Raw genomic sequence first — 15,869 nt, 5'->3', positions numbered from 1 at the left:
AGGAGCGGATTCATCCGCGATGGCGTCGGCACTGACAACACATTTGCCTGTGCCGGCCTCATCGCGGATGAATCCGCTCCTACAGGGGGCCAGTCCCGCCCCTAACGAGGCGGTGCGATCAGAAGTCCTTGCACAGCCGCAAGGCGTCGTAGATCGCCGCATGCACGTTGCGCTGGGCCACGCAGTCGCCGATGCGATACAGCAAATAGCCCTCGCCCGGCTGGCTGAGGATCGGCTGCGGCTTGATGGCGAACAGCGCCTCCACATCGATCTGGCCCTTGTTGCGCGAACCGTCCTTCAGCGCGTAATACAGTTCTTCGTCAGGCCGCACGCCGTTCTCGACCACCACCTGGTCGACCACACGCTCTTCCTTGGCGCCGGTGTATTCGTTCTCCAGCACCGCCACCAGCTTGTCGCCTTCGCGGTAGACCTTCTCCAGCATCATGTCGCCGGTCATGATCACTTCTTTGGGGTACATGCTGCGGTAGTAGGTCGGGAAGGTCGTGCCGCCCATCGCGACGCCTGGCTTGATATCGTCGGTGACGATTTCGACCTGGCTGCCCTTGTCGGCGATGAAGTCTGCCGTCGACATACCGGTGAATTCGCAGATGGTGTCGTACACCAGCACGTTCTTGCCCGGCGCAACCTTGCCGTCGAGCACGTCCCAGCTGCTGACCACCAACCCTTCGGCGGCGCCCCAGTGTTCGTTCTGTTCGACGAACGGATGACCGCCCACCGCCAGCACGATGACGTCCGGGCGCAGGTCCTGGATGGCGTCCACGCTGGCGGCGGTGCCCAGGCGCAGGTCGACTTTCAGCCGCGCCAGTTCCAGCTGATACCAGCGAGTGATGCCAGCGATCTGGTCACGCTGCGGGGCCTTGGCGGCGATGGTGATCTGCCCGCCGATCTGCTCTTTCTTCTCGAACAGGGTCACATCGTGGCCACGCTCGGCCGCCACGCGAGCAGCTTCCATCCCAGCCGGGCCGGCACCGACCACCACCACCTTGCGTTTGACGCCGGTGGTCTTCTCGATGATGTGCGGCACGCCCATGTATTCACGGGAGGTCGCGGCGTTCTGGATGCACAGCACATCCAGGCCCTGGTACTGGCGGTCGATGCAGTAGTTGGCACCGACGCACTGCTTGATCTGGTCGATCTGGCCCATCTTGATCTTGGCGATCAGGTGCGGGTCAGCCATGTGCGCGCGGGTCATGCCGACCATGTCGACGTAGCCGCCTTCGAGAATGCGCGTGGCCTGGTTCGGGTCCTTGATGTTCTGCGCGTGCAGCACCGGGACCTTGACCACTTCCTTGATGCCGGCCGCCAGGTGCAGGAACGGCTCCGGCGGGTAGCTCATGTTGGGGATGACGTTGGCCAGGGTGTTGTGGGTGTCGCAACCCGAGCCGACCACGCCGATGAAATCGAGCATGCCGGTGGCGTCGTAGTAGGCGGCGATCTGCTTCATGTCCTCGTGGCTGAGGCCATCGGGGTGGAACTCGTCGCCACAGATGCGCATGCCTACGCAGAAGTCGTCGCCGACTTCGGCACGCACCGCCTTGAGCACTTCCAGGCCGAACTTCATGCGGCCTTCGAAGCTGCCGCCCCATTCGTCGGTACGCTTGTTGACCCGCGGGCTCCAGAATTGGTCGATCATGTGCTGGTGCACCGCCGACAGTTCGACGCCGTCCAGCCCGCCTTCTTTGGCACGCCGCGCGGCCTGCGCGTAGTTGCCGATGACGCGCCAGATCTCTTCCACCTCGATGGTCTTGCAGGTGGCGCGGTGCACCGGTTCACGGATGCCCGACGGCGACATCAGGGTCGGCCAGTTGAAGCCGTCCCAGCGCGAGCGACGGCCCATGTGGGTAATCTGGATCATGATCTTGGCGCCATGCTTGTGCATGGCGTCGGCCAGGTTCTGGAAGTGCGGGATGATGCGGTCGGTCGACAGGTTGACCGACGCCCACCACTCCTGCGGGCTGTCGATGGCGACCACGGACGAGCCGCCGCAAATCGCCAGGCCGATACCGCCCTTGGCCTTCTCTTCGTAGTACTTCACATAGCGGTCGGTGGTCATCCCGCCGTCGGTGGCATACACCTCGGCATGCGCGGTGCTGAGCACACGGTTGCGGATGGTCAGTTTGCCGATCTGGATCGGCTGGAACATTGCTTCGAAGGCCATGACGCTATCTCCGGCTTACAACGGCTTTGTAACGAACAGGCCATCTTCGTGGCCTTCTTCCGACCCGCCGTAGACCTGTTCGGCCACGGTGCGGATCTTGCTGCCGCGGGCAGCGAGAATCTGGTCCATTGCGCCGGCGAACCAGCCGGTGAACATGTAGTCGACCTTGCGCCCGACCTTGCCGTACACGTACACGAATGCAGAGTGCTTGAGCTTGACGCTGCAGGTGCCTTTATCCAGGTCGATGTCCTGGATCTCAAACAGGCCCCAGCCGCGCTGGGACAGGCGCTTCATGTAGTGCTCGAATACCGCTACGCCTTCCAGGCCGTGGCATTCGGCTTCTTTCTCACACCAGTGCCAGGCGGACTTGTAGCCAGCCTTGTAGAGGATTTCGGCATAGGCGTCGGCGCCCAGCACTTCCTCGATGCCGATGTGGTTGTTGACGAAGAAATGCCGTGGCACATACAGCATCGGCAGGGCGTCGCTGGTCCAGACACCGGTCTCGCTGTCGACTTCGATTGGCAATTGCGGGGCGATCTTGGCCATGGAAACTCAACTCCATAAAAATTTTTATGTGGGTGCCCCGGCGTTGCTGGCAGGGGCTATCAGGCTTGGAGAGCGGCTTACTCGCCCCAGACGTCCTTGAGGACGTTGACCCAGTTCTCGCCCATGATCTTGCGCACCACACGCTCGGAGTGGCCGCGCTTGAGCAAGGTCTCGGTCAGGTTGGGGAACTCGCCGACGGTGCGAATGCCCAGGGGGTTGATGATCTTGCCGAAGTTGGTCAGGCGACGGGCGTAGCCCTTGTCGTGGGTCAGGTACTCGAAGAAGTCCTGGCCGTGGCCCTGGGTGAAGTCGGTGCCAATGCCGATGGCGTCTTCACCGACGATGTTCATGGTGTATTCGATGGCTTCGGCGTAGTCGTCGATGGTCGAGTCGATGCCCTTGGCCAGGAACGGCGCGAACATGGTCACGCCGACGAAGCCGCCGTGGTCGGCGATGAACTTCAGCTCTTCATCCGACTTGTTGCGCGGGTGCTCCTTGAGGCCCGACGGCAGGCAGTGCGAGTAGCACACCGGCTTTTTCGATTCGAGGATGACTTCTTCGGAGGTTTTCGAGCCGACGTGGGACAGGTCGCACATGATGCCGACGCGGTTCATCTCGGCGACGATCTCGCGACCGAAGCCAGACAGCCCGCCGTCACGCTCGTAGCAGCCGGTGCCGACCAGGTTCTGGGTGTTGTAGCACATCTGCACGATGCCCACGCCCAGCTGCTTGAACACGTCGACGTAGGCGATCTGGTCTTCGAATGCGTGAGCGTTCTGGAAGCCGAAGAGGATGCCAGTCTTGCCCAGCTCCTTGGCCTTGCGGATGTCGGCAGTGGTGCGCACCGGCATCACCAGGTCGCCGTTTTCGCGGATCAGCTTCTGGCTGGCGGCGATCTGGTCGACGGTGGCCTTGAACCCTTCCCAGACCGACACCGTGCAGTTGGCTGCGGTCAGGCCGCCTTTGCGCATGTCTTCGAACAGCTCGCGGTTCCATTTGGCAATGATCAAACCGTCGATGACGATGCTGTCGGCGTGCAATTCGGCTGGGCTCATCAGGCTGTCCCCTTTTATTGAATGGTTTGGCGCCAAACCTTATTGCCGGCGCTTTGGGGCCAGCATATGCCTGTGCCCCGAGACGCCCCGATGCAAAAACGACAGGGGGTTTGCCGAAAGCGTCAATGCGCGACATGAGCGTGTCTGGCACGGCGTTCGGGGATGAGAGACAGTCTCGATAACGACCCATTCGATGCTTTCATGAACATTTCGTCAGAGAGCTATCGCCGTGCCCCCGGCTGAGCGAGAATCCTGCGATTGGTCCGCCTGTTGAGGAGAATAAGGATGAAATCATTGGCATGGCTGGTGCTGCTGGCCGTAGTTGGCGGCGCTCAGGCTGGCGAGGAAGAAAGCACGCCTTGCGACAACGTCGACAGCGACCAGCAGACCTATGCCTGCGCGGCGTTCAACAAGCAGACTGCCGAGCGTGAGCTCAAGTCGGCGTACGATGACCTGATCCAGCGTATTCGCGACCAGTATGCCGATGAAGCGGACAAGGCCTCGGCGCTCAGCGCGCGAATGGAGGCGGCCGAGAAGCTGTGGGCGCAGTTGCGGGATGCCGATTGCAAGGTCGAGACCTATGCCGAGAAGCCTGGGAGCAAGGCTTTTGAGGCGGCTTGGAATACCTGCGTGGCGCAGCGTAGTGATGACCGGTCGGAATATTTGCAGTCCATTGGTCAACAGTAATTCCGTGCCGGCCTCTTCGCGGGGCAAGCCCGCTCCCACAGAGACGCTGGAGATCTCTGTGGGAGCGGGCTTGCCCCGCGAAGAGGCCGGCCCTGACACACCTCAAACCGCCCGAGCCAGCCGATCTTCCCGGGGGCAGCGCTCATACCGCGCTCGATAGCACCGGGTAAAGTACGAAGCCGACTCGAACCCACACGCCACCGCCACCTCCAGCACACTCATGTCAGTCTGGCGCAACAACAGCCGCGCCTTGTCCAGCCGCAAGCGCAGGTAAAACCCGCTCGGCGTGTCATCCAGGTGCAAGCGAAACAGCCGCTCCAACTGCCGCCGCGTCACCTGCACCGCCTCCGCCAGCACCTGGGTATTGAGCGGCTGCTCAGTATTGCGCTCCATCTCCCCAATCACCTTCACCAGCTTCTTGTTGTTGATGCCATAGCGGCTGGCGATCTGCATGCGCTGGTGGTCCTGGCGCGGGCGGATACGCCCGAGCACGAATTGTTCGGACACCTGCACCGCCAGTTCGCTGCCATGCGCCTGGGCAATCAGGTCGAGCATCAGGTCGATGGACGCGGTGCCACCCGCGCAGGTGATGCGCCGGCGGTCGATTTCGAACAGCTCCTGGGTCACATGCAAGCGCGGATAGCGCTCTTTGAAGGCATCCAGCGCTTCCCAATGCAAGGTGGCGCGATGGCCATCCAGTAGGCCCGCTTCGGCAAGCACCACGGGGCCTGTATCGATGCCACCGAGAATCACCCCTTCGTGATCAAGGCGACGCAACGCTTGCTGCAACGCAGGCCCGTAGCAGGCCAGCGGCTCGAAGCCGGCGACGATCAACAGTATCCCGCCCGACTCACCCTCCCCCAACGCGCCATCGGCGTTCACCGACATGCCATTGCTGGCTTCAACCGCGCCGCCATCCAGGCTCAGCACCCGCCAGCGGTATGAAGGCCCCTTGAAACGGTTGGCCACACGCAGCGGCTCCAGGGCACTGATGAAGCCCATGGCCGAGAAACCCGGCAGCAGCAGGAAATGAATCAGTTGCGGCATTGCATGCTCCACGTTGCAGGTGGTCGCTTCCGTACTAGTGTTGGTCGCCAGGGTGCGATTTTCCACCCTGGCGCCAGCGTAGCGTATTCACACGGCCCGCAGAGGCCGCCCTCAATAACAATATGCACTGCCGATGGAGAGCCACCATGCACAGCTTGATCCGCCGCAGCCTGTTGTCCCTTGCCGTGAGCTGCATCGTTGCAACCCCGCTTTTCGCCGCCGAGCCTGCGGCCTGCAAGAATGTGCGCCTGGGCGTGGTCAACTGGACCGACGTCATCGCCACCAGCGCCATGGCCCAGGTGCTGCTCGACGGCCTGGGTTACCAGACCAAGCAGACCAGCGCCTCGCAGCAGATCATCTTTGCCGGCATCCGCGACCAGCGCCTGGACATGTTCCTGGGTTACTGGAACCCGATCATGACCCAGACCATCACCCCGTTCGTCGATGCCAAGCAGGTCAAGGTGCTCGACAAGCCGAGCCTGGAAGACGCCCGTGCCACCTTGGCCGTGCCCAAGTACCTGGCCGACAAGGGCCTGAAAAGCTTCGCCGACATCGCCAAGTTCGAGAAAGAGCTGGGCGGCAAGATCTATGGCATCGAGCCGGGGTCCGGCGCCAACACGCAGATCAAGGCGATGATCGCCAAGAACCAGTTCGGCCTGGGCAAGTTCCAGCTGGTCGAATCCAGCGAAGCCGGCATGCTCGCCGCGGTCGACCGCGCCGTGCGGCGCAAGCAGGCGGTGGTGTTCTTCGGCTGGGCGCCGCACCCGATGAACGTGAACATCGACATGGTTTATCTCGGCGACAGCCAGGACGCCCTGGGCCCGGATGAAGGCCGTGCCACGGTGTGGACGGTGACCGCCCCGGATTACGCCGAGCGCTGCCCCAACGCCAACCGGCTGCTGGCCAACCTGAATTTCAGCGCCGAGGACGAGAGCCGGATGATGCAGCCGCTGCTCGACCACAAGGATGCGCTGGAGTCGGCCCGCCAGTGGCTGAAGGACCATCCCGAGGACAAGGCGCGCTGGCTTGAGGGGGTGACCACCTTCGATGGCAAGCCTGCGGCTGAGAACCTCAAGCTTACCGCCAACTGATACGGCCTCTTCGCGGGGCAAGCCCGCTCCCACAGGTACAGCGCAAAACTCAGGATCTCGCTGATCCTGTGGGAGCGGGCTTGCCCCGCGAAAGGGCCAGCACAGACACCACAAGGAACCAATCCATGAACCACGACGTCATCATCACCTGCGCCCTCACCGGCGCCGGCGACACGGTCGCCAAGAGCCACCTGGTCCCAGTCACTCCCAAGCAAATCGCCGAATCCGCCGTCGAAGCCGCCAAGGCCGGCGCCACCGTGGTCCATTGCCACGTCCGCGACCCGCAAACCGGCCGTTTCAGCCGCGACGTCAGCCTCTACCGCGAAGTCATGGAGCGTATCCGTGAAGCCGACGTGGACATCATCGTCAACCTCACCGCCGGCATGGGCGGTGATCTGGAAATCGGCCCGGGCGAATCGCCCATGGAATTCGGCCCCGGCACCGACCTGATCGGCCCGCTGGAGCGCCTGGCCCACATCGAAGCGCTGCTGCCAGAAATCTGCACCCTCGACTGCGGCACCCTCAACTTCGGCGACGGCAACGCGATCTACGTTTCCACCCCTGCGCAGCTGCGCGCCGGGGCCAAGCGCATCACCGAGCTTGGCGTGAAGGCCGAGCTGGAAATCTTCGATACCGGCCACCTGTGGTTCGCCAAGCAGATGATGAAAGAGGGCCTGCTGGAAGACCCGCTGTTCCAGCTGTGCCTGGGCATCCCGTGGGGCGCACCGGCCGACACCACCACCATGAAAGCGATGGTCGACAACCTGCCCGCCAACGTCACCTGGGCCGGTTTTGGCATCGGCCGCATGCAGATGCCCATGGCAGCGCAAGCCATGCTACTCGGCGGCAATGTGCGGGTTGGGCTGGAAGACAATCTGTACCTGGACCGAGGCGTGCTGGCCAGCAACGGCCAGCTGGTGGAGCGTGCCGCCGAGATCATCACCCGCCTGGGTGGCCGCGTACTCACCCCGGCAGAAGGCCGGGAAAAAATGAACCTCAAACGCCGCTGATCGCCGCTTTCCCTGTAGGAGCGGCTTCAGCCGCGAAGCACACGCCGCGGTGGATGGCACCGGCTTCGCCGGTGTTCGCGGCTGAAGCCGCTCCTACAGGGTCGGCATCAACCCTAAAGATTTTGTTTCACCCCGAGGACTCGACATGCCCTTCATCACCAAGATCAAGACCTTCGCCGCTCTGGGTAGCGGCGTGATCGGCAGCGGCTGGGTCGCCCGCGCCCTGGCCCACGGCCTGGACGTGGTCGCCTGGGACCCGGCGCCGGGCGCCGAGCAGGCCCTGCGTAAACGCATCAGTAACGCCTGGCCTGCGCTTGAGAAACAAGGCCTGGCGCCGGGTGCAGCACAAGACCGTCTGAAGTTCGTCACGACCATCGAGGAATGCGTTCGCGACGCCGATTTCATTCAGGAAAGTGCACCAGAGCGTCTGGACCTCAAACTCGACTTGCACGCGAAGATCAGCGCTGCAGCCAAACCTGATGCGATCATCGGGTCGAGCACTTCGGGCCTGTTGCCCAGCGAGTTCTACGAGTCGTCCACCCACCCGGAACGCTGCGTGGTCGGCCACCCGTTCAACCCGGTGTATCTGTTGCCACTGGTTGAAATCGTCGGCGGCAATCGCACCTCACCCGAAGCCATCGAAGCGGCGAAAACCATCTACACCTCCCTCGGCATGCGACCACTGCATGTGCGCAAGGAAGTCCCAGGCTTCATCGCCGACCGCCTGCTCGAAGCGCTCTGGCGCGAAGCTCTGCACCTGGTCAACGACGGTGTGGCGACCACCGGCGAAATAGACGATGCGATCCGCTTCGGCGCCGGCCTGCGCTGGTCGTTCATGGGCACCTTCCTCACCTACACCCTGGCCGGTGGCGATGCCGGCATGCGCCACTTCATGTCGCAGTTCGGCCCGGCGCTGAAACTGCCCTGGACCTACCTGCCGGCACCGGAGCTGACCGACAAGCTGATCGACGATGTGGTGGACGGCACCTCCGAGCAACTGGGCGAACGCAGCATCGCCGCGCTGGAGCGCTACCGTGATGACACGCTGCTGGCGGTGCTGGAAGCGGTGAAGACCAGCAAGGCCAGCCACGGCATGTCGTTCAGCGATTGAGGAGGCGACGATGCCCGCACTGATCACCTACCGCACCCCGGTCCAGGAGGACTGGGTCGATTACAACGGGCATTTGCGCGATGCCTTCTACCTGCTGATTTTCAGCTATGCAACCGACGCGCTGATGGAGCGCATCGGCCTGGATGCCGACAGCCGGGGGCAGAGTGGCCATTCGCTATTCACTCTGGAAGCGCACATCAATTACCTGCACGAAGTGAAGCTCGGCACCGAGGTGTGGGTGCAGACGCAAATCGTCGGCTTCGACAAGAAGCGCCTGCACCTGTGTCACAGCCTCCATCGCAGTGCTTTTGATCAACCGCTGGCAGTCAGCGAACAACTGCTGCTGAATGTGGATCTGGCAGGGCCGAAATCGGCGCCCTTTTCAGCCCGTAGCCATACGTTGCTGGAAGGGCTGCTGGAAGACCAGCGTGATCTCTCACCGCCTGCCTTTCTCGGGCGCATCATCGCGCTACCAGGCGCGCGTTGAGTCAAGTGCCATTGAAGTTCAAGGCGATGATGGAAGAAGTTACGCTGCTATCTACGAAGTCGATGTAAACGATATTGGGCTTGGATCGATACTCCTTGGCGTATCGGTCCAGCTCTGGCAGCGCCGCGTTGGCGAGCTTGGCCAATCCTTCGACAGAAGCACTGAGAAAATGCGGCGTGAGGGTCCAGGACAGAAGAAACAAATGATTTTTCCCCAGCCCGCCGAACTCTCGCCACTTTTTTAGTTGATCGTCTCGCATGGCGGCCAAGTTAGAGGTGTTGGAATACTTGTCATAAACCGCCAATTGCCCACCCGATGTACCGTCGCGATAACGATAACGCCCTTTAGCCAACGACAGATGTTCATCGTAGTCAAAGACCATGATCGCTTTGCCCCTTGCGTCGCCAAGCAAAACATGCGCCAAGTTACGCACTGATGCATCCTCATAGCGTCTACTGAAGCGCTCGATATGCTCGTCCAATAACCGCTTGGTCACGTTTGAGTCACGTTGGTAAGTTCGTATTTGTGAAAATTTCAGTATCACGGTTTCGCTAGGGTTGGCTGCGAGGAAGCTATCGACGTCGGAAAAGATACTGTCCATGTACTGACCACTGCAGCCGTTCGGGCTGTTCGTTCCAGCGCGATGATAAGAGACCAGCCTGCCTTTGTCGTAATCTACGCGAAGGTCGAAGTAACGCGCGCCGTGATTCAACTGACCTCGTACCGTATGGTGTTGCGTTCTGCTAAAACCCGGAGTGAGGACAGCGGGAGCGCAATGCCGGGTCTCACCCATGCCGGCATCATGACTCCCCGGCATGACGATCCGGTTCAACGTGGTGGCAGAGTCAACGTGCTTCATCCAGTCGTGCGTACTGACAACGCTGTAATCACTGAACTCGAAGTGATTGACAGGATTACCGGTCCCACCTCGTTTGACAGTGAGGTGGACTTTCAGGTTGGTATCGACATCGAGGCCTTCGATTCGCACTCTGCCACCGCCTATATGAACGCAATGACGTCCACCGAACCACCAATTGTTACTCGAACCTGCGCTCCCTTGGGCGATATAGACATCATCCAACCTGACCGTGGCGACACGACTGCCCAGGTTGCCGCCAGTCAATTTCACGACGAGATCGACATTGAAGGCAAAGTTCAAACCACCCGGTCTATCATTGAAAGTACATTGATTTGCGGAAACTCTGGCATTCCACCATGAAGCAACGCTGCTCGAGCTTTTTCGGCCAACGCTAAAGTTCAAGATACCACTATCACCGAACGCTTTCTGTAGCCCGACATAATTATGCCGCTTGGGATCTTGCCCGTCCGTTATGGACAGGCCGGTCACACTGCAGGTACCTCCGACAATATTGTAGATTCTGCGAAACGATTGCCCGTCGACATACGGCGAATGGATGACAACTTGATTAGTCCTGTAGTGCATGACCCACCTCATACCTTTTTCTATTCGTTTGAATATCTAGGGAAGTAGCGATCACAATACACACCACCAACTAGCGTGCATTCAAGAGATCTTGCCGTCAGCATCTGTATGAAAAGTTTCCACCCGAGGAAATATTTGGCACAAAAAAAACCCCGGACAGCCGTGAGCGTCCGGGGCCAAGAGCGAGCAACATCCACTGTGCGTGAGTGAGGGTGACCAAACCCTCCGGTACCGTGAATGGGGCCAGTGTGCTGAGTTCCCGGCACGAGGAATTAGCCGGGAGCGACCTGTTCTTAGCCAAAGCAGTCATGCCGACATTCAGTTGTTGCGGGCATGTCGCCGTGGACACAGAATCGGTCGTAAATCACAGCAGCACTCTCTTAGCGATAAAAGGGACAACAGCCATGATGCATGCGGATTTGATTGACCAGGACGACCTCGCCGGCCAGCTGCGCGCGCGCGGTTTCGATATCCCCGCCGGGGCGAGTGCCGAGCAGGCGTGCGAGGCGGTGGTGCGCGGGCTGACCGAGCCCAATGCGCGGGCACTGAAGGGCATGGTCGAGCAGATGTATACCGGCAGTGCGACGATTTTGCCGGCGGTGCGGCAGGCAATCGACAAGCAACTGTTGCCGGCGTTGGCGAGTTTCAGCAGGCGGGCTTGAAAAGGGTTTGCCTGTGCCGGCCTCTTCGCGGGCAAGCCCGCTCCCACAGGTATTGCACAAGTCTCAAGGCTAGTGGTGTACCTGTGGGAGCGGGCTTGCCCGCGAAGAGGCCGGCATTGATTCACACCGCTTCCAGCTCCACTGTATTCCCAAATACCGAAGCCAACCCTTCCTGGTGAGTGACGGCCACCACCGTACACCCCGGCAACTCCCGCTTGAGCATTTCCAGCAACCCCCGCGCACTGCCGGTATCCAGCTGACTGGTCGCCTCATCCAGATACAGCGTATCCGGCCGATACAACAACGCCCGCGCCAGGCTCACCCGCTGCTGCTCACCCCCGGAAAGCACGCGATCCCACTCCGCCTGCTTGTCCAGTTGCCCAATCAAGCCGCCCAACCCCACCTTGCCCAACACATCGACCAACACCACATCGTCGATCGCCTGCACCTGTGGATAAGCCAGCAACCCGCGCAGGCTCATATGCGGCATGTAGGGTTTCTGCGGCAGCAACAGACTGCGCCCCGCAGGCAACTGCCAGTCGCCCAGGCAGTAGGGCCACAGACCCTGCAGAGTGCGCAGCAAGGTCGACTTGCCCAGCCCGCTGCGCCCGCCCAGGCGCAACCACTGGCCCTGCCCCACGCGCAAGTCGAGGTCGCGCAGCATCGGACTGCCATCCGGCCGGCACAGCGTCAGCCCGCGCGTGCACAGGGTCTCACCTTGTACTGCGCTAGTGGCTTGCGCGCGGCTGGCGGCAATCGCCTGCTCGAACTGCTCCAACCGCTGCAGCGCGGCGCTCCAGCGCACCAGCCGGGTGTACAGCTTGATGAACCAGCTGAGCGAGCCGTGCACGGCGCTGAACGCGCTGCGAATCTGCATCAGCCCGCCCAGGGTGATGGTCTTGGCCATGAACGCCGGCAACGCCGCGAACACCGGGATGATCAGGCTGAGGCGTTCGTAGGAGACGGTGAACAGGCTGAGATTACGCTCGCGCCCCATCAACTGCCGCCAGTTGTCGGCGATGGCGCGAAAACGCTCGGCCAGGTGCTCGCGCTCGACGGCCTCGCCACGGTACAGGGCGATCTGCTCGGCATGGTCGCGCTTGCGCAGAAGGCTCGCGCGAAAATCCGCCTCGCGGTGTTCGCGCTCGTAGTTGAGCACATGCAGCGGCTTGCCGATCAGGTGCGTGAACAGGCTGCCGAGCAAGGTGTAGGCCAGCACGATCCACACCAGGTAGCCATGCACCGTGAAGCTTTCGCCGAACAGGCTGAAGGTCAGCACGCCCGACAAGTTCCACAGGATGACCACGAACGCACCGACCTGGGCCAGGTTGATCACCAGCGAGGCGACCAGTTCGATGCTCAGGCCGACCATCAGGTCGACGTCCTGGGCGATGCGCTGGTCGGGGTTGTCCGGCTCGCCGGTCAGGCCCAGGCGGTAGAACGCCTGGTCGGCCAGCCAGGCATCGGTCAGGCGCCCGGTCATCGCCTGGCGCCAGCGCAGTTCAAGGCCTTTACGGATGTAATCCATGGCCACGACGATCAGCACATAGCTGCCCAGGTACAGCGCGTACTCGCCGACGAGGCCGTACAGCCCGGTCGTGTCGAACGCGGCCAGCGTGTCGTAGAACGTCTTGCTCCAGCTGTTGATCAGTACATTGATCTGCACCACCAGCAGCCCCAGGCCGATGACCGCTGCCAGCATCAGCCAGGCGCGCCATTGCTGGCGGCTGGCCCAGAATGGACGGCTGAGACGATAGAACGCTCGCAACGTCTTCACAGCGCCTGCTCCAGCGCGGCAGGCGATGGCAGCAGGCGCAGCTGCACCTGATTGGCGGCAGGGAACAGCTGGCGGGCCAGCTGTTGCATGGCCGGCAAGGTCAGTGCCTCGGGTAGCTTGTCCTGCTCGCTGAGGTAGCGCGGGTCCTGATAATTACGCTCGCTGAGGATCAGGCGCTTGAATTGAGTTTGCGGATCGTCGCGGCGCTTGGCTTCCTGGCGCACCAGCTCGCGGCGTGCGGTCTGCAACCACTGCTCATCCACGGTCAAACCGGCCAAGGTCTTTTGCGCCATTGCCCACAATTCATCCACGCGCGCCGGGTCGCAGGTGAAGTTCAGGCTGCTCTCGATGCGCTGGGAATCGGGGTCGAGCTGTGCGTCGAATCTCAGGCGATAAACCCCCGACGCCTCACCGCGCAGCTGCTGCTTGAGCCGCTGGTTGGCCAGCTCGCGCAGCAATGCGACGCGCATGGCGGCCTGCGGTTGCCAGGCTTTGGGCTGGTAGCTGCTGGCCTGCAGCACGGCACGTGGCTCCAGGGCGATGGCCAGGTCGCTGCGGCGCTGGCCGGGTTGCTGCACGGCCGCTTGCGGGTTGGGTGAAGCGCCGCGCGGCAGGTTGGCCAGGTAGTCGCGCACCAGGGGTTCCAGCTGCTCTGTGGGCACATCGGCCATCAGGTAATAGGTCACCGGTGCACTGGCAAGGCGCTGCCAGTCGGTCTGCAGCTGTTCGCGATTCAGCTGCTGCAACACTGCCGGGTCCGGCGTTTGCCAATGATCGGCACCGTACTTGAGCGTGCGCTGGGCGCTCTCCTGGCGCGAACGCACATCCTCAGGACGGCTGCGCAAACGCTGGAGCAAATCATTGCGAGCCTCGTCGAACATCGTCGGATCGATGCCAGCCTGCTGGCTCAGGCGATAGCTCTGCAGCATGGCCGGCAACTGCTCGGGAGCGCCGCTGAGGTTCAACTGCAGGCGTTGCGGCTGATGCTCCAGTCCAAGCGTGGCCCGTTGCTTCTCGCGCCACGCCTGGGCGCCTTCCGGCCCGCTGCGTACCGCCAGTTGCGCGGCCATCTGCAAGCGCCACGCGGGCGCGTCGCCCAGGCGATAGCCGGCGGACGAGTCGGCTTGCAGCAACCACTTTCCGTCCGGGCCGTTACGGCGCAGCCACACCAGGCGGTCGCCATTGCCCAGGGTCCAGTGTTCGACCTGTTCGGCGGGGAATGCCTTGCGGGCGACGATTGTCCCAGCCGGGGCCGGGTCTTCGGGCTCATACTCAGCAACGGCCGGCGCTTCGGCTTGCTGTTGTACGGGGGCGCCGAGTACCTGATTGGCGATCTCCGCCTGCAACGCCTCGACCGCCGCAACGCTCGGCAACGCGACCTGCGCCTGCCCTGGCACGCTGAACTGCAGTACCCGATCAGCGCTGCCCAGCCACAACCGCAGCCTGTCGTTCAGGTCTTCGCGGTCGACGTCTGGCAATACATCCAGATAGCGCTGGGCAGCCGCATGCCGCTCGACCACTCGCCCTTCAGGCGCGGTGGCGTTGTTGAGCTGCTCGACCCACTGCTCGAAGGTGCGTGATGCCTGGTTGGCCAATGTCTTGTCGGCCAAGGAGCGGATGTGGGTGCGCTCGCTTTCGAAGTCTTGTTCGCTGAAGCCGTGCTGGCGCAGGCGCTCGATTTCGGTCAGCAGCTGACGTAGCGCTTGTTGGTGCTGCAGGCCTTGCACTCCGGCAGCGATCCCCAGCACCGTCGACTGGCTACCGATCAGGGTTTTCTGTGCGATGAGGCTGCGCACGCCGGGCTGCATGGGCTGGCGACGCAGGTTGTCGAGCAGCGCGGACAGGGTCATGCGGTCGATCAAGCGCTCACGCAGGGCAGCCCGGGAGGTACCGCGGCTGTCCGGCTCGTGCAGACGCAGCAGCAGCGACACCTGGTTGCTGCCGGACTGCGGGTCTTGCAGGCGGAAGATTTTCAGCTTGTCGTCCAACGGCAGGTCGCGATGGTCGCGCGACGGTGTCTCACCACCCTGAGCCTGGCCGAACGCCTGTTCGATCTGCGCCAGCATGGCCTTGGGCTCGAAGTCGCCCACGGCTGAAATGACCAGGTTCGAAGGCTGGTACCAGGTGGCCTGGAACGCCTGCAGGCTGGCCAGGCTGGCATTGCGGATGGCCGCTTCGTTGCCGATGGTGCGATGCGCCGGGTAGCGCGAGCCGACCCGCTGCGACGCCGTGCGCTGCTCGTTCATGCGCTGCGCCACGCCCAGCCCGCCGCGCCATTCTTCGATGACGATGGGCCGCTCACGCTCCAGATCCGCCGCGCTGTAGTCGCGGGCGAAGGCCATGTCGGCCAGTACCTGCAACGCCTGCGGCGCCTGGCGCATGCCCGCTGGCGGGCTGAGCATGTACTGGGTGCGCTCGTAGTTGGTCACGGCATTGAAGTGCCGGCCTTGCACCCAGCCCAGCCCGACCATGCGCGTGCGCAGGTTCTGCGCCTGCCCGGCACGGCTGTGGAACACCAGGTGCTCGACCAGGTGAGCGACGCCGACCTGGTCGTCGGCCTCGTCCACGGAGCCGGCGTTGACGGTCATGCGCAAGTCGAGCCGGCCGGGTTGCGCGGCTTCGCGCACCAGGCGGTATTGCACGCCGTTGGCCAGGGTGCCTTGAGTGACCTGGGCATCCCAGGGCAACGGCGCGTCAGGTTCGGGCAGCGACGCGCAGGCGCCGAGCAGCAGCGGGCCGAGCAGGCCCGCGAGGAGCTTTTTCATCAGGGTGT

The 15,869-nt window shown here is 62.6% G+C and carries 13 protein-coding genes; 6 read left to right on the top strand and 7 right to left on the bottom strand.

What is annotated here, in order from left to right:
* Positions 1–118: 118 nt before the first annotated feature.
* The 3 genes from dgcA to ACIPZF_RS23550 form a co-directional block, all read right to left on the bottom strand.
* Complete coding sequence (dgcA, locus tag ACIPZF_RS23560; RefSeq protein WP_400803842.1) at positions 119–2,179, bottom strand: dimethylglycine demethylation protein DgcA; 2,061 nt, start codon at positions 2,177–2,179, stop codon at positions 119–121.
* Between the two features lie 15 nt (positions 2,180–2,194).
* A complete protein-coding gene (locus tag ACIPZF_RS23555) occupies positions 2,195–2,725 on the bottom strand; it encodes a DUF5943 domain-containing protein (RefSeq protein ID WP_027594293.1) in 531 nt (176 codons plus the stop codon).
* Positions 2,726–2,802: 77 nt separating this feature from the next.
* Positions 2,803–3,780, bottom strand: coding sequence for a dipeptidase (locus ACIPZF_RS23550; protein ID WP_325976750.1), 978 nt, complete (start codon positions 3,778–3,780; stop codon positions 2,803–2,805).
* Positions 3,781–4,065: 285 nt separating this feature from the next.
* Between ACIPZF_RS23550 and ACIPZF_RS23545 the strand changes: the two genes are divergently transcribed.
* A complete protein-coding gene (locus ACIPZF_RS23545) occupies positions 4,066–4,467 on the top strand; it encodes a lysozyme inhibitor LprI family protein (RefSeq protein ID WP_400803840.1) in 402 nt (133 codons plus the stop codon).
* A gap of 102 nt (positions 4,468–4,569) precedes the next feature.
* On the opposite strand, the gene ACIPZF_RS23540 is transcribed toward ACIPZF_RS23545, so the two are convergent.
* Entirely contained in the window at positions 4,570–5,514 is a 945-nt protein-coding gene (locus ACIPZF_RS23540; protein ID WP_400803838.1) for a GlxA family transcriptional regulator, read from the bottom strand.
* 146 nt (positions 5,515–5,660) lie between these two features.
* Here ACIPZF_RS23540 and choX point away from each other — a divergent pair, with 146 nt between their 5' ends.
* The 4 genes from choX (at position 5,661) to ACIPZF_RS23520 (ending at position 9,213) form a co-directional block, all read left to right on the top strand.
* Positions 5,661–6,605 carry a choline ABC transporter substrate-binding protein gene (gene choX / locus ACIPZF_RS23535; RefSeq protein WP_400803835.1) on the top strand — a complete coding sequence of 315 codons (945 nt, stop codon included), beginning with the start codon at positions 5,661–5,663 and terminating at the stop codon, positions 6,603–6,605.
* Between the two features lie 125 nt (positions 6,606–6,730).
* On the top strand, positions 6,731–7,615 hold the full coding sequence (locus tag ACIPZF_RS23530; protein WP_400803833.1) for a 3-keto-5-aminohexanoate cleavage protein: 885 nt from the start codon (positions 6,731–6,733) through the stop codon (positions 7,613–7,615).
* Positions 7,616–7,760: 145 nt separating this feature from the next.
* Positions 7,761–8,726: an L-carnitine dehydrogenase gene (locus tag ACIPZF_RS23525; RefSeq protein WP_400803831.1), complete on the top strand. Its 966-nt coding sequence runs from the start codon at positions 7,761–7,763 to the stop codon at positions 8,724–8,726.
* Between the two features lie 10 nt (positions 8,727–8,736).
* The gene (locus tag ACIPZF_RS23520; protein ID WP_400803828.1) at positions 8,737–9,213 is read left to right on the top strand and encodes a thioesterase family protein; all 477 of its coding nucleotides are present in this window, start codon (positions 8,737–8,739) and stop codon (positions 9,211–9,213) included.
* Position 9,214: 1 nt separating this feature from the next.
* Here the strand turns inward: ACIPZF_RS23520 and ACIPZF_RS23515 are convergent, their stop codons facing one another.
* Positions 9,215–10,561 carry a hypothetical protein gene (locus ACIPZF_RS23515; protein WP_400803826.1) on the bottom strand — a complete coding sequence of 449 codons (1,347 nt, stop codon included), beginning with the start codon at positions 10,559–10,561 and terminating at the stop codon, positions 9,215–9,217.
* A gap of 500 nt (positions 10,562–11,061) precedes the next feature.
* Here ACIPZF_RS23515 and ACIPZF_RS23510 point away from each other — a divergent pair, with 500 nt between their 5' ends.
* Positions 11,062–11,319, top strand: a complete 258-nt coding sequence (locus ACIPZF_RS23510) for a hypothetical protein (protein WP_400803824.1) — start codon at positions 11,062–11,064, stop codon at positions 11,317–11,319.
* Between the two features lie 121 nt (positions 11,320–11,440).
* Here the strand turns inward: ACIPZF_RS23510 and ACIPZF_RS23505 are convergent, their stop codons facing one another.
* Positions 11,441–13,096: an ABC transporter ATP-binding protein/permease gene (locus ACIPZF_RS23505; RefSeq protein WP_400803821.1), complete on the bottom strand. Its 1,656-nt coding sequence runs from the start codon at positions 13,094–13,096 to the stop codon at positions 11,441–11,443.
* Positions 13,093–15,861: an insulinase family protein gene (locus ACIPZF_RS23500; RefSeq protein ID WP_400803818.1), complete on the bottom strand. Its 2,769-nt coding sequence runs from the start codon at positions 15,859–15,861 to the stop codon at positions 13,093–13,095. The genes ACIPZF_RS23505 and ACIPZF_RS23500 overlap by 4 nt, the downstream gene beginning before the upstream one ends.
* Between the last annotated feature and the right edge of the window lie 8 nt (positions 15,862–15,869).

The sequence above is a fragment of the Pseudomonas sp. NPDC089752 genome (genome assembly GCF_044748725.1).
GTDB lineage: Bacteria > Pseudomonadota > Gammaproteobacteria > Pseudomonadales > Pseudomonadaceae > Aquipseudomonas.
Note: the sequence above shows the minus strand (reverse complement) of the source record. Positions and strands in the feature narration are given on the sequence as shown.